General features: G+C 68.4%; 19 protein-coding genes. 3 read left to right on the top strand and 16 right to left on the bottom strand.

Annotated features, from left to right (window positions below; genetic code table 11):
• Positions 1-141 precede the first annotated feature (141 nt).
• The 7 genes from PNO31109_RS16180 to PNO31109_RS16210 are packed head-to-tail and all read right to left on the bottom strand — an operon-like array spanning position 142 to position 6,673.
• A complete protein-coding gene (locus tag PNO31109_RS16180) occupies positions 142-2,220 on the bottom strand; it encodes a flagellar biosynthesis protein FlhA (RefSeq protein WP_150556492.1) in 2,079 nt (692 codons plus the stop codon).
• A 4-nt stretch (positions 2,221-2,224) separates the two neighbouring features.
• Complete coding sequence (gene flhB / locus PNO31109_RS16185) at positions 2,225-3,373, bottom strand: flagellar type III secretion system protein FlhB (RefSeq protein ID WP_150556493.1); 1,149 nt, start codon at positions 3,371-3,373, stop codon at positions 2,225-2,227.
• 3 nt (positions 3,374-3,376) lie between these two features.
• Positions 3,377-4,210 (bottom strand): flagellar biosynthetic protein FliR, encoded by an 834-nt coding sequence (locus tag PNO31109_RS16190; RefSeq protein WP_150556494.1) that lies wholly within the window; start codon positions 4,208-4,210, stop codon positions 3,377-3,379.
• A gap of 27 nt (positions 4,211-4,237) precedes the next feature.
• Complete coding sequence (fliQ, locus tag PNO31109_RS16195) at positions 4,238-4,510, bottom strand: flagellar biosynthesis protein FliQ (protein ID WP_150556495.1); 273 nt, start codon at positions 4,508-4,510, stop codon at positions 4,238-4,240.
• Between the two features lie 9 nt (positions 4,511-4,519).
• The gene (locus tag PNO31109_RS16200; protein ID WP_150556496.1) at positions 4,520-5,338 is read right to left on the bottom strand and encodes a flagellar type III secretion system pore protein FliP; all 819 of its coding nucleotides are present in this window, start codon (positions 5,336-5,338) and stop codon (positions 4,520-4,522) included.
• Entirely contained in the window at positions 5,335-5,796 is a 462-nt protein-coding gene (locus tag PNO31109_RS16205; RefSeq protein ID WP_150556497.1) for a FliM/FliN family flagellar motor switch protein, read from the bottom strand. Before PNO31109_RS16205 ends, PNO31109_RS16200 begins: the two co-directional genes overlap by 4 nt.
• 7 nt (positions 5,797-5,803) lie before the next feature.
• Positions 5,804-6,673, bottom strand: coding sequence for a flagellar motor switch protein FliM (locus PNO31109_RS16210; RefSeq protein WP_150556498.1), 870 nt, complete (start codon positions 6,671-6,673; stop codon positions 5,804-5,806).
• 214 nt (positions 6,674-6,887) lie between these two features.
• Between PNO31109_RS16210 and fliE the strand changes: the two genes are divergently transcribed.
• Complete coding sequence (fliE, locus tag PNO31109_RS16215; protein WP_241014275.1) at positions 6,888-7,220, top strand: flagellar hook-basal body complex protein FliE; 333 nt, start codon at positions 6,888-6,890, stop codon at positions 7,218-7,220.
• 170 nt (positions 7,221-7,390) lie between these two features.
• Here fliE and PNO31109_RS16220 read toward each other — a convergent pair whose 3' ends face one another.
• From PNO31109_RS16220 to PNO31109_RS16245, 6 genes are all read right to left on the bottom strand, one after another.
• The gene (locus PNO31109_RS16220) at positions 7,391-9,058 is read right to left on the bottom strand and encodes an ABC transporter permease (protein WP_150556499.1); all 1,668 of its coding nucleotides are present in this window, start codon (positions 9,056-9,058) and stop codon (positions 7,391-7,393) included.
• A gap of 2 nt (positions 9,059-9,060) precedes the next feature.
• Positions 9,061-9,999 (bottom strand): ABC transporter substrate-binding protein, encoded by a 939-nt coding sequence (locus PNO31109_RS16225; RefSeq protein ID WP_244958193.1) that lies wholly within the window; start codon positions 9,997-9,999, stop codon positions 9,061-9,063.
• A gap of 39 nt (positions 10,000-10,038) precedes the next feature.
• On the bottom strand, positions 10,039-10,695 hold the full coding sequence (locus PNO31109_RS16230) for an ABC transporter ATP-binding protein (RefSeq protein WP_370750397.1): 657 nt from the start codon (positions 10,693-10,695) through the stop codon (positions 10,039-10,041).
• A 164-nt stretch (positions 10,696-10,859) separates the two neighbouring features.
• Positions 10,860-11,990, bottom strand: a complete 1,131-nt coding sequence (locus PNO31109_RS16235) for a porin (RefSeq protein WP_150556501.1) — start codon at positions 11,988-11,990, stop codon at positions 10,860-10,862.
• 309 nt (positions 11,991-12,299) lie between these two features.
• Entirely contained in the window at positions 12,300-13,601 is a 1,302-nt protein-coding gene (locus PNO31109_RS16240; protein WP_150556502.1) for an ATP-binding protein, read from the bottom strand.
• 3 nt (positions 13,602-13,604) lie between these two features.
• A complete protein-coding gene (locus PNO31109_RS16245) occupies positions 13,605-14,309 on the bottom strand; it encodes a response regulator (protein WP_150556503.1) in 705 nt (234 codons plus the stop codon).
• A 256-nt stretch (positions 14,310-14,565) separates the two neighbouring features.
• Here PNO31109_RS16245 and PNO31109_RS16250 point away from each other — a divergent pair, with 256 nt between their 5' ends.
• A complete protein-coding gene (locus tag PNO31109_RS16250) occupies positions 14,566-15,438 on the top strand; it encodes a MipA/OmpV family protein (RefSeq protein ID WP_174966432.1) in 873 nt (290 codons plus the stop codon).
• 94 nt (positions 15,439-15,532) lie between these two features.
• Positions 15,533-16,648, top strand: a complete 1,116-nt coding sequence (locus PNO31109_RS16255; RefSeq protein WP_241014167.1) for an SDR family oxidoreductase — start codon at positions 15,533-15,535, stop codon at positions 16,646-16,648.
• An 85-nt stretch (positions 16,649-16,733) separates the two neighbouring features.
• Here the strand turns inward: PNO31109_RS16255 and PNO31109_RS16260 are convergent, their stop codons facing one another.
• The 3 genes from PNO31109_RS16260 to PNO31109_RS16270 form a co-directional block, all read right to left on the bottom strand.
• Positions 16,734-17,642: a LysR family transcriptional regulator gene (locus tag PNO31109_RS16260; RefSeq protein ID WP_150556506.1), complete on the bottom strand. Its 909-nt coding sequence runs from the start codon at positions 17,640-17,642 to the stop codon at positions 16,734-16,736.
• Between the two features lie 143 nt (positions 17,643-17,785).
• Positions 17,786-18,718 (bottom strand): carbohydrate kinase family protein, encoded by a 933-nt coding sequence (locus tag PNO31109_RS16265; RefSeq protein WP_150556507.1) that lies wholly within the window; start codon positions 18,716-18,718, stop codon positions 17,786-17,788.
• A gap of 104 nt (positions 18,719-18,822) precedes the next feature.
• Complete coding sequence (locus PNO31109_RS16270) at positions 18,823-19,605, bottom strand: sulfite exporter TauE/SafE family protein (RefSeq protein ID WP_150556508.1); 783 nt, start codon at positions 19,603-19,605, stop codon at positions 18,823-18,825.
• Positions 19,606-19,720 lie beyond the last annotated feature (115 nt).

Genomic DNA, 19,720 nt, shown 5'->3' on the forward strand with positions numbered 1-19,720 from the left:
GTCGGATACCGGCCAGGCAGATCCCGGATCGAAGAGAGCCAACGGAGTTTTTCGTTGGCTCTTTTTTGTTTCACGTCAATGTCGCAGTACCGCAGTACCGCAGTACCGCAGTACCGCAGTACCGCGTTGTGCGGCGCCGCCTCAGCCCAACGTCCCTGCCACCTCGATCTCCTTCGTCTGCGGCACTTCGTTATAGGACAGTACATGCAAGCCGCTCGCGAACATGCGCGCGTAGCGCGCGAGCAACGGCCGGATCTGCGGCATGACGAGCAACACCGGAGTGCGTCCCGCGTGTTTCAGGTTCTCGCGCGCCTGCGGCATGTGGAATTGCAATTGCTCGAGCAACTGTGGATCGAGCGGGAAGGCGTCGGCGCTCGTCTTGCCTGCCTGCTGCGCCGCCGTGAAAGCACCCAGCAGCAGATTCTCCAGATCCGTCGTCAACTGATAGACGTGCAATGTCGACTCGTCGCCGATGAGGTCGTGCACCAGGCGTCGCTTGAGTGCGGTGCGCACCTCCGCGCAGAGCGCGAGCGGATCCTTGGTCGTGCTCGCCGCGTGTACGAGCGCCGTGGCCACCACGTCGATGTCCTGCAACGACACTTCCTCGGCCAGCAACAGGCGGATCACGGCCAATTGCTGCTGATGCGTGAGCGCCTTGTCGAGCGCGTCGGCCAGCGACGGCGACAGTTCGCGCAGACGCTCGCCGAGCGAGGTCACGTCCTGGTACGTGAACAGCTCAGCCAGATGCGCCTTCATCGCCTGCTGCACGTGCGTGGCGATCACGCCGGCCGCATCGACGATCTGATATCCCAGCCCGAGCGCGTGCGAGCGCTGCTCCGGCTCGATCCAGACCACCGGCATGCCGAACGACGGATCGAGGGCCGGCATGCCGTCGAGTTCGCCATAGCAGTCCGGCGCGGGAATCGCCATCAACCGGTCGTGCGGCAGCGTCGCGCCGGCCACGCGCACGCCACCGATGTCGATCGCATACTCGCTCGGACCGAGCCCGAGGCCCGTGTCGAGCCGCACCGCCGGTACGACGAACCCCATGGTCTGCGAGAGCGTCTGGCGCATGCCGTGGAGCCGCTGCAGGAGCGGCGCGCCCTCGCGCTTGTCGGCGAGACTCACGATCTGGTAGCCGAGAGTCACGCTCACCGGACAGACGAACGGCAGTTGCTGCCACGTGAGCGCCGGCGGCTCGCTTGCCGAGAGCGCCGCTTCGAGGGTTTCGGCGTCGTCTGCCGCCGCAGGCGTGCGTCGCCCGTTCACACGCCACGCAACGAATCCCATGACGGCGGCGAACGCGAGGAACGGCGCCGTGGGCATGCCGGGAATCAAGGCTAGGACGAACATCAGCACCGCGACGCTCGCGAGCACCGCCGGCGAGGCGAGCAATTGGTCTCCGACCTGCTGCTCGAAGTCGCCGGCGTCGGACACGCGCGTGACGATGATCGCCGCGGCCGCCGAGAGCAGCAGCGCCGGAATCTGCGCTACCAGTCCATCGCCGATCGTGAGCAGCGAATATTGGCGGAACGCATCGCCGGCGCTCATGCCGTGCATGGTCACGCCGATGGCCACGCCGCCAATCAGATTGATGAGCAGAATGAGAATGCCCGCGATGGCGTCACCGCGCACGAATTTCGACGCGCCGTCCATCGCGCCGTAGAAATCGGCTTCGGCGCTCACCTCGCGGCGGCGCGCCTGGGCCGCCTCCTGGTTGATGAGACCGGCGTTCAGATCGGCGTCGATCGCCATCTGCTTGCCGGGCAGGGCGTCGAGCGTGAAGCGTGCCGATACCTCCGAGATGCGCTCGGCGCCTTTGGTGACGACCACGAAGTTGATGATCATCAGAATCACGAACACCACGAGGCCGACGACGAAATTGCCGCCGATCACCACGTTCCCGAAGGACTCGATGACGCGTCCGGCGGCCTGCGTGCCCTCGTTGCCGTTGAGCAGCACCACGCGCGTGGACGCGACGTTCAGCGTGAGCCGCATGAGCGTCGTGGCGAGAATGACCGTGGGGAATACGGAAAAGTCGAGCGGCCGCCGCACCGACAGGCTCACGAGAATCACGACCATCGACAGGACGATGTTGAACGTGAAGAGTGTATCGAGCAGCAGCGGCGGCAGCGGCAGAATCACCATCGCGAGGATGGCGAAGACGAGAAGGGGCGTCAGGAATTTCTGGCGCCGCAGATCGAGCAGCAATCGGGACATGGAATCAGGCGCGCGGTGGCGGTGAGGGTGGATCGGAGAGCGAGGCCGGCACGCGCGGCGAGTCCGGTCGCTCGGGTTGCGTGGCGCGTTCGCCCGCGCGCCAGGCGCGCAGTTGAAGCACGTAAGCCAGCACCACCGCCACGGCGTCGTAGAGCGCGGCCGGGATCTGCTGGTTGACCTGGCTTGTGTGATACAGCGCCCGGGCCAGCGGCGGGGCGCTCACGACGTCGACGTCGTGCTCGCGGGCGATCCGGCGCAGCACTGCGGCCGTCTCGTCCAGACCGCGCGCCACGACGAAGGGCGCTTGCGCCCGGCCCGTGTCGTACTTGAGGGCAATGGCGTAGTGCGTCGGATTGACGATCACGACATCGGCCGTGGGCACCGTGCGGCGCAGGCTGCGCTCGGCCAGGCGGCGCTGAATCTGGCGGATGCGCTGCTTGACCTCCGGCCGGCCCTCGGTCTGTTTGTGCTCCTGCTTCACTTCCTGCCGGGTCATGCGCTGATCGCGCAGGAAGAAAAAGCGCTGCAGCGGCAGGTCGAGCAACGCGAACGCCACGAACGCGCCGCCGAGCACGAGCAGTGCGTCGCGCACCAGATCCAGGCCGACGGCGATGGCCTCGCGTGGCGCGCCCGCCTGCAGCGCGAGCAGGGCCTCCCAGCGCGTGCGTACCACGAGCACCAGCACGCTCGCCACGAGCGCCACCTTGAGGACGGCGGCGCCGACCTGCGCGTAGTGCTTCGGCGAGGTGAGCCGGCCGAGGTTCGCCTTCGGCGAGAGGCGTTGCCATTTTGGCTTGAGCAGCGAGGCGCTCAGGACAGGTCCGCCGGGAAGCATCGCCGCTGCCGCAATGCACAAGGGGATCGCGGCGAGCGGGGCGAGGAGCTTCAGGAGCAGCCACATCGCGGCGGGCAGCAGCGCCGTCCAGGCATCGTCGAAGCCGACGCCCGCCAGATCGGCAAACGCGGCGGCGTAGAGCGAGCGAAAGGCGTCGAGTTGCGACGCAGCGCTCGCGGCAAGTACCGCCACGCTGGCCACGATGCCGACAGCCGTCGCGGTGTCGCGCGAGCGCGCCACCTGCCCCTGCTCGCGTGCACGGCGCAGCTTCTGTGCGGATGGGGCTTCCGACTTGTCGCCGGTGTCGTGTGCGGCCATGCGTCAGTGCCTTCGTGAAACGGGCCCGAGCGCGTCGAGCACGCGCTCGGTGAGCGAGAGGTAATGCGCGGGCAGCGCCGGCACCACGGCGGCGAGTACGACCAGGCCGACGAGCGTCGTGACGGCAAAGCCCAGCGAAAACAGGTTCAATGCCGGGGCGGCCCGGTTGAGCAGTCCCAGCCCGAACTGGACGATGAACGTGGTCAGGACCACCGGCAGGGCCAGCGTCATCGCCGCGGCGAGCGTCCAGCCGAGCGAGCGCAGCAGCGCGCCCAGCGCATCGGGCGGCAAGCCCACGCCTATGGGCCACACGTCGAAACTTCGGGCGACGACGGCGAGCGCGATGAGATGCCCGTCCGCGATGAAGAACAGCAACATGCCGAGGCACATCATGAGCAGCGAGACGGGCTCGGTTGCCTCCCCGTTCATGGGATCGTTCATGGCCGCCATGGCCAATCCCATTTGTGACGCGCATAGATATCCGACGAGCGTGAGCAGGGCACGCACGACGAAGAACGCGAGGCCCAGCCCTGCGCCGATGAGTGCCTGTTGCGCGGCCAGCGCCACGCCGGCGAGCGAGAACGGATCGGTGGCCGGCACGCCGCTGCGCGAGAGGACCGGCCACAGGGCCAGGCTCAACGCCAGCGATGCCAGAATGCGCCAGCGCACCGGCACCGCGCCCTCGCCCACGAGCGGCAGCATGCTGAGCGCGGCGAGAAAGCGGCAGAACGGCCACCAGAGCAGCGCGAGCTGCGCGGGCCATTGGGCGAGCCAGCCTTCGAGGCCGGGCCAGGCGGCAATCGGGAGCGGGGACGAGAATGGCAGCGGAATCGACATGGCCGGACTGCGGCGCGCGCGACGGCGCTAGCCCGCGAGCGACGCCGCACGGGCGAAGATCTCGGCGGCGAAGTCGGTGAGCGAACCCGCCAGCCACGGCGCGGCAAGGCCAAGCGTGAGCAGCGTGACGATCAGCCGCGGCAGGAACGACAGCGTCTGTTCGTTGATCTGCGTGGCGGCCTGAAACAGCGCGACCACCAGGCCGGTGACGAGGCTCGGCACGATCAGCACGAGCACGATGACGATGACGAGGCGCAGGGCGTCGAGCCCGAGGTCGATGGCGATGTCGCTGGTGAGCATTGCGCCTCCTCAGACCGCCTGAACGCTCGTCACGAGCGTGCTGACGGTGAGCGTCCAGCCGTCGATCAGTACGAACAGCAGAAGCTTGAGCGGCAACGAGACGACCAGCGGCGAGAGCATCATCATGCCCATCGCCATGAGCACGGACGCGACCACCAGGTCGATCACGAGAAACGGAATGAACAGCATTGCGCCGACCTGGAACGCCGTCTTCAGCTCGCTTAGCAGGAACGCCGACGCCTTCACGAGGAAACTGTGCGCCTGCGGCTCGCCAACGTCCGTCTCGCCGGTGAGCCGCGCCATCAGGTCGAGCGACGTCTGGCGCGTTTGCGCGAGCATGAAGCGCGAGAGCGGCGCTTCGCCGGCGGCGAGCGCTTCGGTGAGCGTGATGCGGTTCTGGTCGTAAGGCACCACCGCCTGAGTCCAGATCGTCTCGCCCACCGGGCGCATCACGAGCAGGCTGAGCAGCAGCGCCATGCCGGTGAGCACGCGCGAGGGCAGGCCCTGCTGGAGTCCCAGCGCTTGACGCAGCAGCGCGAGGATGATGGCAAAACGCACGAAGGTGGTCATCACCATGAGCAGCATCGGCAGCAGACCGAGCAGCGTCATCAGGATGAGCAACTGCGTCTTGACGGTGAAGTCGGTGCTCCCGCCCTGCGTGCGAATCTGCATCAGGGCGGCGGCGTCGTCCGCGCGTGCACCGGTCGCGGCCAGCGCCAGGCCGGCCGCGACCAGTGCCAGCACGAATGTCCCGGAGGTGCGCGGCACGAGGCGGCGTTCTCGCCTGCGCGGCTGCCGCTGGGGCGCGAGATGGCGCGTGGTGTTCATTGCGCGAGCCGATCGAGCTCGATCGCGTCGAGGGTGAGGATCTTCAGTCCGTACTGGGTTCCCGAGACGACCACCTCGGCGAGCCCGACGGGCACGCCGTTGACCAGCACCGAGAGCGGTGCGCCGGCGGGCCGGTCGAGACTGAGCACGTCGTCGGCGCGCAACGCCGCGAGCTCGCCCAGTGTGAGGCGCGCGGCGCCCACTTCGAGCGTGAGCTTCACCGGCACGCGCCGAAGCGTCTCGCGCATGGCGAGCGGGGCGGGGGCGGCCTGCTCGCCGCCGCCGGCAGCATTTGCGTGGCTGGGAGCGGCGTCATCGAGCCAGTCGGCGCCGAGCTCGTCGGAGGCGCTGCCCAGGGTCGCGAGGTCGTCGTGGAGCGTATCGATGGCGGCGGCATCCGGCGCGTGGGCGTCGGATGCGTTCGGAAGGTCGGCGGACATGAGGGAAGTGGCAGACATGGCGGGGTCATTCAAGGGTTTGAAAGTGCGTGAGGCACAGATGCGCCTCACGCTCGACGATGTCGGCGCTCATCAGCGGATCGTTGTCGATGCATACGAGAGCGCGCGGCATGAAGCGGACCGGCAGCACGTCGCCCGCCCTGGCATCGAGCAGGACGCCCAGCGTCAGTTCGACGTCGAGCCAGTGCGCGCTCAGGCGCACCGGAACCGCGGCTAGCTCGCACGGCGGCGTGGTGCGTTGCGCGGCACGCTCGCCGGCGTCGGGGCCGAGCTTCGACAGCCATTGGCGGGCGTCCTCGGCGGCGAGCCGATACGCGACAGAGCCCAGCGGCGCGCCGGCGGTATGCTCGTCAGGGCCCGCGCGATCCGTGATGCTCGCGACGATCCACAGCGAGGGCGGCGTGAGACGCGGATCGGCGTCGACGTTCTCGACGACGTCCGGCGGCATCGCAGGCGCCTGGGGCGAGAGCGCCTGGCGCAGCGCGTCGAGCATCTGCCGCGCGAACCGCACGACGAAGCGCTCGTAGGTCGCCGCACGCGGTGCGATGTGCAGCGCGGGCGGGCCGACGAAGTCGTCGGCGTCGTATCGAAGCCGGAAGGCGTCGCGCAGCAGGCCCGCATCGAGCGCCACGTCGATGGATTGATCAGCGACGCGAAAACGCTGCACGATGAGGTTGCCGCCCGCGGGCGCGTTCGCGCTTACCGACATGGCCGCCACGCGCCACGCCATAGCATGGCGATGGCGCACGTGCTGCGGCAATTGGACATCGAGCCGCGCGCGCAACCGCTCGGTGAGCGGATCGAGGTGTTGCGTGGGCTGGCCGAGCCGGCACGGATCGAGGGCCCGGATATCCGGGGGCGACGTAGGCGCGTGCATGGGATTCCTATGGTGGGAGACGGTTCGCAGCGCTCGTGAGCGCAGGGAAGTTCGCATCCTAATGGCCGCGCTGGGCCTTGTTGTTGGGGAATGCCCCAACCCGTCGCGCTTTGGGGGGATGCCTATTTATGGCGATAGTGGGCGTGCGTAAAGTGCGGGGTCTTTCAGGCGAAACCCATACGGGGGGACGCCGCCGCCAACGATGGAGAACTGAATGCCCGTCTCGATGACACAAGCGCTGACCAACGAGTTGCATCGCATGCACGCGACACAACGCGAGTTGGGCCGGGCGGCCGGTGCGAGCGAGTCCGATCTCGCGCACGCCGGCACGTCCGGCGCCCCCGATTTCGGTGCCATGCTGCGCGGCGTCGATGCCGCGCAGCGCGAAGCGGGCGAGCGCATGATGGCGGTCGACCTGGGGCACAGCAATGACCTGACCGGCGCCATGCTGGCAAGTGCGCAGGCCGAACTCTCGTTCTCGATGCTGATGAAGACGCGCGACAAGGTTGTCGGCGCCGTCGAGGAACTGGTGCGCATGCCGTTCTGAGCCGGTGCCGCACCGCGGGCCGCCCGGGTGCGGCCCCGACTGTGGTCCCGACTGCGGCCCGGCGGCGCAACGTCGACGCCGGATTCAGCGGTACAGCGCCGGCGATACAGCAATACAGTGCTGCGGCAGCGCGGGGCCGGCCGGCGGACCTCGCCGATGTCTGCCGCCGGCTAGCCGTTCGCCGCCCGGCCGGTCAGCTTCGAGGCCAGCGCGAGCAGCGTGCCGCTCACTGCCATCGACACCACGCCCATCGCCATGCCCTGCCCGATGGAACCCTGCTCGAACTGTCGCCACACGAAGATCGATACCGTCTGCACGCCGCTCGGGGCGAGCAACAGCGACGTGACGAGCTCGCGCGATGCGATCGCGAACACGATCATGAGCGATGCGCCGAGCGCCGGCATCACGAGCGGCAGCGTAATGCGCCGCAGGGCAACGCCGGAGGACGCGCCATGCACGCGCGCGGCCGCCTCGAGCGAGGCCGCCGTCTGACGCAGCGCCGCGCTCGTGTAACGCACCGGGTAGGGCAGCAGCAGGCAGCTATACGACAGCAGCAGAATGCCCCAGGTGTTGTATGGCGTGACGGGCCAGAACGGCAGGTTCCACGCGAGGATCAGCCCCACCCCCACGACGATGCCCGGCAACGCGTGCGGCATGAGCGACAGGCCGTCGATCGCCAGGCGCCCGCGCATCGTCGACTTCACGACGCACCACGCGCACAGAAATCCCAGCACCCCCGTGACGAGCGACGTGCCCAGCGCGAGCGACAGGCTCGTTGCCAGCGCATCGAGCCCTTCCGCGCCCTGGCCGAGCAGCGCCGCGAAGTGCGCCGTCGTGAGGTTGGCCAGCGAAAGCCCGCCGGAGAGCGTGCCCGAGAATGCCGTCGCGAGAATCGAGAAGAGCGGCGCCACGGTCGCGACGAGCGCCACCCCTCCGAAGCCGCACAACACCGGCACGCGCCAGCGTCCCAGCGCGCGCGGCGGCGAGGCGATCGGCTTGCCCGTCTGCGTCTCGAAGTCCTTGCCAGCGGCGAGCCGATGCTGCAGCACGAACGCGAGGAGCGCGATCGCGGCGAGCACCATCGACAGCAGGGACGCGCCCGGCAAGTCGATCGGCCAATCGGCGAAGCGGCCCTCGATGGCCGTGACCAGCACGTCGAAGCCCGCGCGCGCACCGAGCGCGGCCGGCGCACCGAACTCTTCGATCGCCATCGTGAACGCCAGCAGCAGGCTGGCCGCGAACGCGGGCAGCGCCAGCGGCAGGCTCACGCGCGCAAACGCCCGCCACGCCGACGCCCCATGTACCCGGGCCACGTCAGCGAGCCGCGAGCCGGTGGTGGCCAGCGCGCGCGACACGGCGAAGTACACGACCGGGAAGATGTTAAGCGTCATCACGAAGACGAGGCCCGGCAGCGAGAAGAGGAAGCGTCCGGCATCGAGCCCGGCGAGTTGCTGAGCGTAGCCGCCCGTTTGCAGCAGGAGCATCCAGCCCAGCGCCGCGAGGTATGGCGGCACGAGAAACGGCAACAGAAAGCACAGATCCCAGAGCCGCGCGCCCGGCACGTGGAACAGCCCGCGCACCGCGCCCAGCGCGCCGCCCACGAGCGCGGTGCCGAGCGCGACCGAGAGTCCCAGTCGCAAGGTGTTGGTCACCAACGGCCACGTGCTGGCGTGCGAGAGCGTGGGCCACACGGCGGAGAACGGCGCGCGCAACGCGTCGAGCGAGCCTTGCGCCAGGTGCGGAAACACCGCCTGCAGCACAACGAACGCGAGCGGCAACGCCACCACGACGGCGAGCGCCGCGAGCGTCGCCGCCGGCAGTAGTCGAAGCGATTTCACCGTCAGTGCTGGCCGTTGAGTCTGGCGAAGCGAGCCAGGACTTCGGCGCGCGACGCACCCGACGACCGGGCGTCGCCTTGCGGCAGCAGACGCAGGTCCTTGAACGATGCGCGTTTGATGGCGATGTCCTCGCGCGCGGGAATGAGCCACGCCTCGGCGACCATCTGCTGTCCTTCTTCCGAGAGCACGTAGTCGATGAACTGGCGCGCCTCGTTCTGCTGCCTGGAGGTGTTGAGGATCATCATCGGGCGCGGCGCGATGACCGTGCCGCTGGTCGGGAAGATCACCTTCACCGCTTCGCCGTTCGCCGCCGCCGCATACGCGACGTAATCGACCGCGCCGAACACGGCCGCCTTGGCGCCTTGGAGCACCGGGTTGAGCGCTTGCGCATTCGGACCGGAGACGACCATGCCGTTGCGCTTGAGCTCGTCGAAGAGCTTCCACGCCTCGCCGCCCAGACGCGCCTGCAGACCGAGCAGCAGATCAGCCGACGCACCCGAGAGCGCGGGGTCCGGCATGGTGACGAGATTGCGATAGCTCGGCTGGGTGAGGTCGCGCCAGTCGTGCGGCTCGGGCGTGCCGGACTTGGCGTTCCACACGATGCCGAGCGCGGACAAGCCTTGCGCAACGTAATGCGTGGTTTTGAACGGTGCCGGCACGCGCGCGGCATTGGCGCTCTGGAACGGCGCGAGCCAGCCGCGCTTTTCCAGATCCTGAGCGGTGTCCCACGAGGCCGAGATGAGCACGTCGGCGCGCGGATTGGCCTGCTCGGCTTCGATGCGGGCCATCACCTTGCCCGTCGTGGCCTGAAACACGTCGACCTTGATACCGGTCTTCTTCTCGAAACCTGCGGCGAGCTTCTTGCTCAGGTTGCCGGGGCCGGCGGTGTAGACGGTCAGCGCATGCGCATGTTGCACGCCGACGCTTGCAGCAAAGGCCATGGTGAGTGTCGCGATAATTTTGCGGTGGAGCATTATGGGCTACCTCGTAATACGTTTGTCAACGCGCCCGTGGGCGAGGATCACGATCTGGTCGGCCAGCGCCTCGGCTTCCTCACGATCGTGCGTCACGTAGACGGCCGTGGTGCCAAGGCGCGAGAGCAGCGCGCCGATGTCGGCGCACAAACGCGTGCGCAGATCGCGGTCGAGGTTCGATAGCGGTTCGTCAAAGAGCAGCAGGCGTGGCGCCGCGACGATCGCGCGCGCGAGTGCAACACGCTGTTGCTGACCGCCGGAGAGCGACTGCGGGCGGCGCACGCCGAAACCGGCCAGGCCGACGAGCGCGAGCGCCGCTTCCACGCGCTCGGCGCGCTGTGCACGACTGATGTGGTCGCGCATCTCGAGCGGGAACGCCACGTTGGCGGCAACCGTCATGTGGGGCCACAGCGCGTAGTCCTGGAACACCATGCCCAGCGTTCGGCGCTCCGGCGCGAGGCAGACGGTGTCGCTTGCGACGAGCGTGTCGTCGAAGCGAATCTCGCCCGCGGTTGGCGCAAGCAGGCCGGCGAGCAGCCTGAGCAGCGTGCTCTTGCCGCAGCCCGACGGGCCGAGCAGCGCGGTGGTCGTGCCTGCCGGCACGTCGAGATCGACGCCGTCGAGCACGCGCATCGCACCGAAGTGCTGGTGCAGTGCGCGCACCGAGACGGCGACACCCGCTGACGCCCCATTCGGAGCCCCATTCGGAGCCCCATTCGACGTCCCATTCGACGCGCCCGCCGACGCGGCCGGCAACGCCGCTTCCGGCACATCGTTCGATTGCGCCGTCGGCGCGACGCGCCGGAGCGCGCGAGTGTCGCCTGTCATCAGAACGTGTGCTTGATGCCGGCCATCGTGCCGAACTGGTTCTTGCCGGCAACGACGTTGGCGCCGAAACCGTTCAGGCCGAGATCGGAGCCGTTGCGGTTCACGACGTAACCGAGATTCACGTAGACGTCTGTGCGTTTCGAGAAGTTGTAATCGGCGCTCACCTGGAACGACAGCGGATCGCGGTTGGTCCCGTAGAAGTCCTGGTACATCGCCGTCGCCGACAGGTCGAGCGCCGGCGTGGCGTGCCACGTCGTGCCGAGCCAGTAGTAGCTCGAGGCTTCGACCGGGCTCCTGTTCAGCGCCGAGAGGTGGATCGCCTTCGCATTCAGGTAGCGATAGCCGGCGTACAGGTCCACGCGTTGCAGCGAGACCTGTGCGGCCGCCGCAATGCGGCGATCGACGTTGCCTTCATAGCCGCCGACCTTCGCGGTCATGGCCGCATTGGGCAGCACCGAGCCGCCGTTCTTCTGGTCGTAGGCGAGCACGAACGACAGCGGGCCGCTGGCGTAGCGAATGCCGGCGTCGACGACTTGCGCGCGGCGGTTGTCGCCCGGCGTTGCGCTGCCGAAGCTCACGTCGTCATAGCCCTTCGAGTACTGGATCATCGCCTCGAACCCACCGAACTTGCCGGTGTAGCGCAGGCTGTTGTCGAGCCGGTCGGAGAACGCCGTGTCCTGCATCTTGATGGCGTACACGGCGTTGTTCAGCGGATTGAACTTGCTCACCCAGTCGAGGAACACGCCGCCCTGACGGCCGATGGTGAACGTGCCGATGGACTGGTTCGACAGCCCCACGTAGGCCAGACGGCCGAATTCGCGCCCACCTTGCAGCGACTGCCCGTTGCCGAGGTTGAAGCCGTTTTCGATCAGGAACAGCGCCTTGTTGCCGCCGCCGAGGTCTTCGGTGCCTTTCAGGCCCCAGCGCGAGCCGGCGAGGTTGCCCGAGGTGACGCGCGAGAGGCTGACGGTGTTGCCGGCGCTGTTCCTGTCGGCATTGGTGAGGAATTCGACGCCCGAATCGATCAGCCCGTAGAGCTGAACGTTGGACTGGGCCAGAGCGGGCATGGGCAGGCCGCCGGCGAGCGCCAGGCAGCACCCCGCCGCCGCGATGCGGAAGTTGGGTTTCATTACAGGGTCCTCTTTGGGATTAAATTGAGCCGCCAATGTAGGCGCCCAACATGTCGCGAGCATGACAATCGATCGCCATCCGAAATATCGGGTGAGGGCGGGGGTGAGAGCGGGGGGGAGCGAGGGGAGGAGAGCGATGGTCGGGGACGAGGGTTTGGGGGCGAGGACCAGGGCGGACGTGCCGGGAGGGCCGGGCGGCGCGGAACACGGCGAGGTCTCCACCCGCGGGAGAAGGCGCTGCAAACGCGAACGGCCGGCGCGTGGACGCCGGCCGCTCGCCGTCAGAAAGCCATGTGGCGCGCCCTGGCGCTACGCGGCGGGGGTGCCGGGCAGGGTAATGGTGAAGCGCGCGCCGCCGAGCGGCGAGGTGTCGACGCCCACGCGGGCGCCGTGCAGCAGCGCGATGCGGCGCACGATGGCGAGCCCCAGGCCGAAGCCGCCGGTGGCCCGGTTGCGGCTGCTGTCGAGCCGGTGGAACGGCTCGAAGATGCGCGTGCGTTCGGGCGGCGGCACGCCTTCGCCGTCGTCGTCGACGTAAATCATGATCTCGCCGCTTTCGCACGTTTTCGCACCGCAGACGATGCGCCGCGTGGTGTGGCGCATGGCGTTGTTGAGCAGGTTCTGTACGGCGCGCGCGAGCAGCTTCGGCTCGACCTGCACGCAGTCCGCGCCGGGTTCGGCGGCAATGTCGAGCGTGATCGAGCGCGCCGCCAGCACTTCGGTGCAATTCGCGGCAAGGCTGTCGAACATCAGGCGCAACGATACGGTATGGCGCGTGGGCGGCGCAGTGATCTGGTCGAGCCGCGCGAGCGAGAGCAGTTCGGTGACCAGTTCGTCGAGCTCGCGAATGTCGCCCTTGAGCGCGTTGATCCGCTCCTCGCCGTCGGGCAGGTGACGCCGCTGCTGCAGGATTTCCAGCCCGAAGTCGAGGCGCGCGATGGGGGTGCGAAGCTCATGCGAGACCGCGTTGATCATGTCCTTCTGCGTCTTGATGGAGTGCTCGATGCGGTCGGCCATCGTGTTGAAGACGCGCACGAGCGCACTGAGGTTCGAGAAACGCGACACACGCGCGCGCGCGCTGAAGTCACCCTCGCCGAAGCGGCGCGCGGCGCGATTGAGCGCCTGCACGTCGGTCCAGTACCAGCGCACCCAAGTGAGCACCGCGATCAGCATGAGTAGCGCGAGCAGTGCATAGGCCAGGTAGTTGATCTGCTTGAGGCTCAGGTCGGTGCCGGTCGTGGAGGTGAGCACCCATTGCGAGTCGCGAAGCCGCATGGCGTAGTGATCGCCGTCGGTATCGTTGGCTACGGGCAGCCCGGCCTCGAGGTCTTTGCGCACGGACTCGCGCGGCAGCGGGAAATCCTTGAGCGGCCTGATCTCGAGCGTGTCGTTGCCGCGGGCGCCGAACTCGGCCACGAATGCCGGCCAGTCGGCCTCCGGGATCTCGCCCAGAGCGCGGTTGATCAGCCAGGCATAGCCGCCGAGCTGGGCTTGCGCGGCGCGGTTCATGGTGTCGTAGAAGACGGTGCCGAAGGTGTGCGTGATCAGCAGGATGGCCGCGACCACCGAGACGCCGACCAGGGCATAGAGCTTCAGAAGAATGCGAAACATGATTCAACTCTCCCACGCGGACGGGCTGAACAGATAGCCCCGTCCCCACACGGTCTTGATGCGTTGCGGCTCGCCGTCCGTGTCTTCGAAGCGCTTGCGCAACCGATAGATGCCGACATCGACCGTGCGGTCGATGCCGTCGAATTCGATACCCCGCAACTGTTGCAGGATCTCGTCGCGGGTCACGACGCGGCCCGCGCCGCGCGCCAGAATCAGCAGCAGGCTGAATTCGTTGGACTTGAGCTCGACGGGGGCGCCGCGCCAGAACACGGTGCGATCGCGCGGCACGATACGCAGTTGGCCGAACGTGAGTGCGTCCTCGCCCTCGACCACCGGCTCGGCCGGCGGCAGCGATCGACGCAGCAGCGCGCGCAAACGCGCGAGCAGCAGTCGCGGCTCGACCGGTTTGACCACGTAGTCGTCGGCGCCGACTTCGAGGCCCGCGACCTGGTCGTAGGTGTCCTCCCGCGCGGTGAGAATGAGGATGGGCGTGGTGCTGAGCGCGCGCAGCTGGCGGCAGATCTCCATGCCGTCCATGCCGGGCAGCATGAGATCGAGGATCACGATATCCGGCGCAAACGCGCGAAAACGTTCGAGCGCCCGGGCCCCGTTGGCCACCACCATCACTTCGAAGCGGTACGCGTGCAGATATTCCGTGACCAGCGCGGCCAGGCGCGCATCGTCTTCGATCAGTAAGACACGGTACATGGCCGTATTCCTTTCCTGTTATGTGCCGTGCCGCCATCGCGGCGGCACTCCCGTGAGGCGCATTCTACTGCCCCGAAACCCCGCCGGGCGGGCGTTTCAAACCTGCGAACAAATGAAAACATTTATTCACAAAGCTCCTAAATCGAATAACAGCCAAGGCGGCGCTTCGCGCCTACCATGCGCTCAACTTGCCGTCCCTGCGCAGGTTTCCCTTTCCCGGAAAAGACAGAAGTTCAACGGATCTTGTAGGAGTGCCATGAAAAGCCGTCACCATCGTCGCCACTGCCGCCCCCTGTCCCGCTTCGCCGCTGCGGGCGCCGCCGGGCTCGCGCTGGCCGGCGCCGCCTCGCAGGCGCATGCCGTCGATCCGGCGCGCTACAGCGGCATCCAGCCCGACCAGAGCCTGCCCGCGAACAAGCCGGAGAGCGGCTACGAGTTCACGATCGGCGGCGGTGTGGGCTACTCTCCCCGCTATATGGGCAGCGACGAGTACCGCGTCACGCCCGCGCTCAACCTTGCGCTGCAAACGCCGTTCGGCGTGTTCGTCGGCCTGGGCGGCGTCGGCTACCGCCTGACATTGCCCGCCGGGTTCTTCGTTTCGGCCGCGCTGTCTTACGACGAAGGCCGCAAGGACCGCAAGAAGAGCCTTGACACTGGCTCGGACAAACTGCGCGGCATGGGCGACGTCAAGGGCTCGGTGCTCACCACGCTGCAGGCCGGCTATGCGATCGGCGACGTGGCCGTGGTGAGCGTGGCCACCGACATTCCGCTGTCCCACCGCGATCGGGGCAACGTCTACCGCCTGGCCGTGGACGGCCTCGTCTACAAGACGCCGACCGACTCCGTGGGCCTGGGCGCCACGGCGCACTTCGCGAGCGGCAAGTATGCGCAGACGTATTTCGGCGTGACGGCCGACCAGAGCCTGAATTCGGGCTTCCGGCAGTACGCGCCCGGCGGCGGCCTCTACGGCGTGAGCCTCACCGCGAACTGGACCCACAGGTTCACCAAGCACTGGAGCACCACGGTGGCCGGCGGCGTCATGCGCTATACCGGCAACGCCTCGAAGAGCCCGATCGTGTTCAACAAGACCAACTACCAGGCGGCGGCGACGCTCGACTACACGTTCTGACGAGCGCGTTCGCCGCGCGCCGTTTCTTCTCGTTCAATGTGTCCGATGCAGCGGATGCATCAGCGGCACCCTGATGTATAGCGAGGCCATTGCCATGCGAATTCTTGTGACCGGCAGCACCGGTTTTGTCGGCGGCGCCGTCGTCGCCCAGCTCCTCAAGGACGGGTTTGGCCCGTCGTTGCTACTCCTCGTGCGTGCGCGCACGACCGGCGACGGACTGGCGCGCGTGCGCGCAGCGATGGACCGCTTTCGCGTGCCGCCCGTGCATCGGCTCACGCTCACCGAGGCGAATATCGTCTGCGGCGACCTCGCACAGCCCGTGAGCTTCGAGGACGATGCCCTCATGCGGCGGGTAACCCATGTCGTTCACGCCGGCGCCATCGCCAGTTTTTCACCGCACCCCCAGCTCGAATCGGTCAACGTCGCCGGCACGCTGGCCCTCGCGCGCGCCGTGGCGGCGTCGCCGGTGCTCGAACGGTTCGTTCACGTGGGCACTGCCATGGCATGCGGCGACGAGTGGGCGGGCGTCGCCGGCGTCGTCGGCGAATCGCACGAGCTCGCCCGTGCCGAACACCAACTGGTGCCGTACACGGCTTCCAAGGCGGAAGCGGAGCGGCGCCTGCGGCGCGAATGGCCGGGGCTGCCGCTGGTGATCGCGCGGCCATCGATCGTCGTGGGGCACACGCGGCTGGGCTGCGAGCCGTCCGGCAGCATCTTCTGGATGTTTCGCATGGTGCAGTTGCTGGGTGCGTTCACGTGTGCGCTGGACGATCGTCTCGACGTGGTGCCTGTGGATTTCTGCGCTGACGCGCTCATCGATCTTGCGTTTTTGCCGCATCTGCGGCACGACCTGTATCACGTGTCGGCGGGCGCGGCGAGCGCGCGCACGGTCGGCGAGATCGAGGCGGCGCTCGCGAAGGCGCGCGGCGTACCGCCGCTTGGCGAGCGTTTTCGCCGCATCGGCGAGCAGGACATCGAGCGGCTCACGCCCGCACTCGCGCATCAGCTCGGGCACGGCAACGGCCGGCTCATGGCCAAGGCGCTGCGCCGCTACGGCGCGTTCGCGGCGCTCGACTACGTGTTCGACAATCGGCGCCTGCTCGACGAGGGCGTGCGCGCGCCCACGCCCGTGACCGATTACCTGGAAGTGTGCGTGCGCTCGTCCGAGGCGACCCCGGTTGCCGAGCAGATGGCGTGGGATTTCAAATGAGGCCGTAGGAGATCGGCCTGACGCGCCGGTCCGGTGGGCCGTGCGACGAGTGCCGCGGGGCGTTCGATGGGGTCGCCCGCGCGTGTCACCGCACGGTCGCCGGATCGGCGGCGTCGCCCCGGAAACACTGCTCGAGAAAGCGCTCGGTCGGGCGCGACAGTGCGTCGGCATGCGGCACGAGCGCGGTCAGCAGCCGCTTGAGGCCGTGCGGCGGGTCGATGCGCACGGCCGCCAGCGCGGCGTCTTCGTGGCGCATCGACATGGCCGACACGAAGCCCACCCCCATGCCGGCCCGCACCGCTTCCTTGATACTCTCCACCCCGGCGAGCTCCAGCGCCACGCGCGGCGTGAGTCCCGCGACCGAAAACGCCCGCGCCACGAGGGCGCGCACGCCCGAACCCGGCTCACGCAGGATCAGCGGATAGTCCGCGATGCGCTGCAACGACGCGCCTTCCGGCTGCTGTGCGAGCGGATGATCGGCCCGCGCGATGGCGACGATCTCGTCGTCGCGCCACGGACGCACGGCGACCTCCGGCGACAGGCCGGGCGGCACCGCGCCCTCGATGAAAGCGACGTCGAGCCGCTCGAGCTGCGCCACGATCTCGCTGGTGTTGCCGTCGATGATATGCAGCGCCACGGCCGGATAGCGCTGGTGGAACGCGGCAATCACGTAGGGCAACAGATAGCTTGCCGGCGTGGTGCTCGCGCCGATACGCAGCGCACCCGTTTCCATGCCCCGCAAGCTGTCGCGCAGCGCCAGCGCCTGGCGATAGTCCTGGCGCAGTTTATTCGCGTATACGGCGACCTGCTCGCCCACGGGGGTGAGCCGGATGCCGCGCCCGTCGCGGCGGTACAGCGGCTCGCCGAACGACTCCTGCAGCAGCCGCAGTTGGCCCGAAACCGCGGGCTGCGAGAGGTGCAGCGCCTGCGCCGCGTGACTGATGTTGCCCAACTCGGCCACCGTCGCGAACGTCAGCAATTGATCCGGAGTCATGTCGAATGCATCGGCTAAGGTGATGGTTGGCTCTCATCATAGCGATTATTCGGATAATTGGCGCGCCGCGGGCGCGACAGACGCCGGACAGACGCCGGCGGCAACGGGGCGCAACGGGTGACAACGAGTGGCAGCGGGCGGCGTCAGCGCGCGGGCCGCTGCGAGGCAATCAGCGTTTGCACGTCGTGCCACCGCGGAGCGTGGGCGCCCGTGCGCGTGCATGCGAGTGCGGCCGCTGCCGCGGCGCGGCGCAGATGCTCGGCCACGCTCGCCCGCGGCTCGCGCGACAGGCTCGCGAGCCAGCCGCCGATCGCGGCGTCGCCCGCGCCGACAGTGTCGGCCACTTCGACCCGGTAAGCGGGTTGATCGAGCGTGATGCCATCGGGCAGGCGCAGTTGCATGCCACGCTCGCCATCGGTCAACAGCACGCTGGCGCGCGGTGCGATGCGGTGCACTTCGGCGAGTGCGTCGGCGTCCGCGCGGCCGGCAAAGAGCGCGCGCAGGTCCTCCACGGAAAGCTTGAGCCAGCGGGCAAGCCGGGCCATCCGCACAAAGGTCGCGAAGTAGCCAGGCCCCATGAGGTTGCGCAGATTCGGATCGAAGCTGATCGCAACGCCGCGCGCGTGCAGCGCCTCGGCCAGCCCGATGAGCCGCGAGGCCAGCGGCTCGCGAACCAGGCTGATACAGCCGAAATGCGCGATGCGCGCCGCAGCCTCCCAGCCGTGCGGGAGCACTGTCGGATCGAACGCAAGGTCGGCCGCCCCCTCGCCCAGAAAAAAATACGCCGGTGGATCGTGGCGATGCACGACGGCGACGAGCGCGGGCGCGTCCACGGCCTGCCGGTAGCGCGCATCGAGTCCGGCCTCGTGCGAGAGCGCGAGCAGTTCGGCGCCGAACGGCGCGTGCGTGCTGATCGCGCCGCCGAAGCCCGTAGGCACGCCCATCGCGGCGCATACGCGTGCAACGTTCCAGCAGGCGCCGCCGGCGCGGCTCACCCACTGGCGGCCGTCGCCATCGGGCTGGCGAATCAGATCGGTGAGGGCTTCGCCGAAGACGACAAGGGCGGGCAGGGGCATGACAGGGCGCACAGGGCAATGACGGTCGTCAGCATACCCGTTGTGAGGCCGCGCGGCGACCGCCATGGTGCCGGGGTGCCGCCGTGTCCTCATGCGCTCCGGCCCTAGCGACCGCGCAGCAGCAGCGCGAGCCCGGCGGCCAGCACCACGAGATTCACCGCCTTCACGAACTGCTGGCGCGACAGGCGCAGCGTGATGTGCCTGCCCAGCCACATGCCGGCCGCCATCGCCGGGATCAGCGAGACGGCGTTCATCAGCATCGGCAGACTGGCATAGACCCCGGCGAGCAGGAACATGGCCGCGCGCACGAGGGTGCTCAGGCCGATGAGCGTGGCTTGCGTGACGCGCATCGCCTCCACGCGTTCGAGTCGGCTCGTCAGGTAGATCGCATAGAGGAAGCCGCCGCTGCCGAACATGGCGCCGAGCATGCCGCCGGCCGCGCCGAACGGAATCGCCCACGCCTGCGAGAGGCGGGATTTCGCGCGCGGCCCGACGAGCGAGAACACCGCGTAAGCGCAGATGAACCAAGCCAACGCACGCAACAGGACGTCCGGCCGCAGATGCAGCAGCAAGGTCGCGCCGGCCACGCTGCCCACGATGATTGCTGGCAACAGGCGACGCAGCTCGCCGGTGTCGGCCTCGCGCACGTTGCGCAAGACGCTGCCGGAGGCGGCGCCGAAGTCGAGCAGCGCGAGCATTGGCACGATCTGGGCGACCGGCATCGCACAGGCGAGCACGGGGCTTGCAACCAGCGCGGTGCCGAAACCGGCGATGCCGAAGATCACATAGGCGACGATGACGGCGGCGCTCATCAGCAGCCAGTCGCCGGCGGCGGGCAGTGCGCTGATGAATGTGTCGACGAGCGGAGCGGACAGCGAGACGGGCATGGCGAGCTACCGTAGCAAGGCAGGAAGGACGGAGGAGCCGCAAGCCGCATGGCGTGCGGGGCTGCCGTCAGCATAGGGCGGCCGGCGGGCGCGGCGCCAATATAGAATGTGGCGG

Origin of the sequence: Pandoraea nosoerga, assembly GCF_902459585.1 — a bacterium.
Taxonomy (GTDB): domain Bacteria; phylum Pseudomonadota; class Gammaproteobacteria; order Burkholderiales; family Burkholderiaceae; genus Pandoraea; species Pandoraea nosoerga.

What these genes read in the sequence shown, in the direction of transcription:
- PNO31109_RS16235 (WP_150556501.1), bottom strand. Translation starts at nt 11,990, where the DNA reads ATGAAACCCAACTTCCGCATCGCGGCGGCGGGGTGCTGCCTGGCGCTC.
- PNO31109_RS16210 (WP_150556498.1), bottom strand. Translation starts at nt 6,673, where the DNA reads ATGCACGCGCCTACGTCGCCCCCGGATATCCGGGCCCTCGATCCGTGC.
- fliE (WP_241014275.1), top strand. Translation starts at nt 6,888, where the DNA reads ATGCCCGTCTCGATGACACAAGCGCTGACCAACGAGTTGCATCGCATG.
- PNO31109_RS16250 (WP_174966432.1), top strand. Translation starts at nt 14,566, where the DNA reads ATGAAAAGCCGTCACCATCGTCGCCACTGCCGCCCCCTGTCCCGCTTC.
- PNO31109_RS16265 (WP_150556507.1), bottom strand. Translation starts at nt 18,718, where the DNA reads ATGCCCCTGCCCGCCCTTGTCGTCTTCGGCGAAGCCCTCACCGATCTG.
- PNO31109_RS16260 (WP_150556506.1), bottom strand. Translation starts at nt 17,642, where the DNA reads ATGACTCCGGATCAATTGCTGACGTTCGCGACGGTGGCCGAGTTGGGC.
- PNO31109_RS16225 (WP_244958193.1), bottom strand. Translation starts at nt 9,999, where the DNA reads ATGGCCTTTGCTGCAAGCGTCGGCGTGCAACATGCGCATGCGCTGACC.
- flhB (WP_150556493.1), bottom strand. Translation starts at nt 3,373, where the DNA reads ATGGCCGCACACGACACCGGCGACAAGTCGGAAGCCCCATCCGCACAG.
- PNO31109_RS16205 (WP_150556497.1), bottom strand. Translation starts at nt 5,796, where the DNA reads ATGTCTGCCACTTCCCTCATGTCCGCCGACCTTCCGAACGCATCCGAC.
- PNO31109_RS16180 (WP_150556492.1), bottom strand. Translation starts at nt 2,220, where the DNA reads ATGTCCCGATTGCTGCTCGATCTGCGGCGCCAGAAATTCCTGACGCCC.
- PNO31109_RS16270 (WP_150556508.1), bottom strand. Translation starts at nt 19,605, where the DNA reads ATGCCCGTCTCGCTGTCCGCTCCGCTCGTCGACACATTCATCAGCGCA.
- PNO31109_RS16190 (WP_150556494.1), bottom strand. Translation starts at nt 4,210, where the DNA reads ATGTCGATTCCGCTGCCATTCTCGTCCCCGCTCCCGATTGCCGCCTGG.
- PNO31109_RS16255 (WP_241014167.1), top strand. Translation starts at nt 15,533, where the DNA reads ATGCGAATTCTTGTGACCGGCAGCACCGGTTTTGTCGGCGGCGCCGTC.
- PNO31109_RS16245 (WP_150556503.1), bottom strand. Translation starts at nt 14,309, where the DNA reads ATGTACCGTGTCTTACTGATCGAAGACGATGCGCGCCTGGCCGCGCTG.
- PNO31109_RS16200 (WP_150556496.1), bottom strand. Translation starts at nt 5,338, where the DNA reads ATGAACACCACGCGCCATCTCGCGCCCCAGCGGCAGCCGCGCAGGCGA.
- fliQ (WP_150556495.1), bottom strand. Translation starts at nt 4,510, where the DNA reads ATGCTCACCAGCGACATCGCCATCGACCTCGGGCTCGACGCCCTGCGC.
- PNO31109_RS16240 (WP_150556502.1), bottom strand. Translation starts at nt 13,601, where the DNA reads ATGTTTCGCATTCTTCTGAAGCTCTATGCCCTGGTCGGCGTCTCGGTG.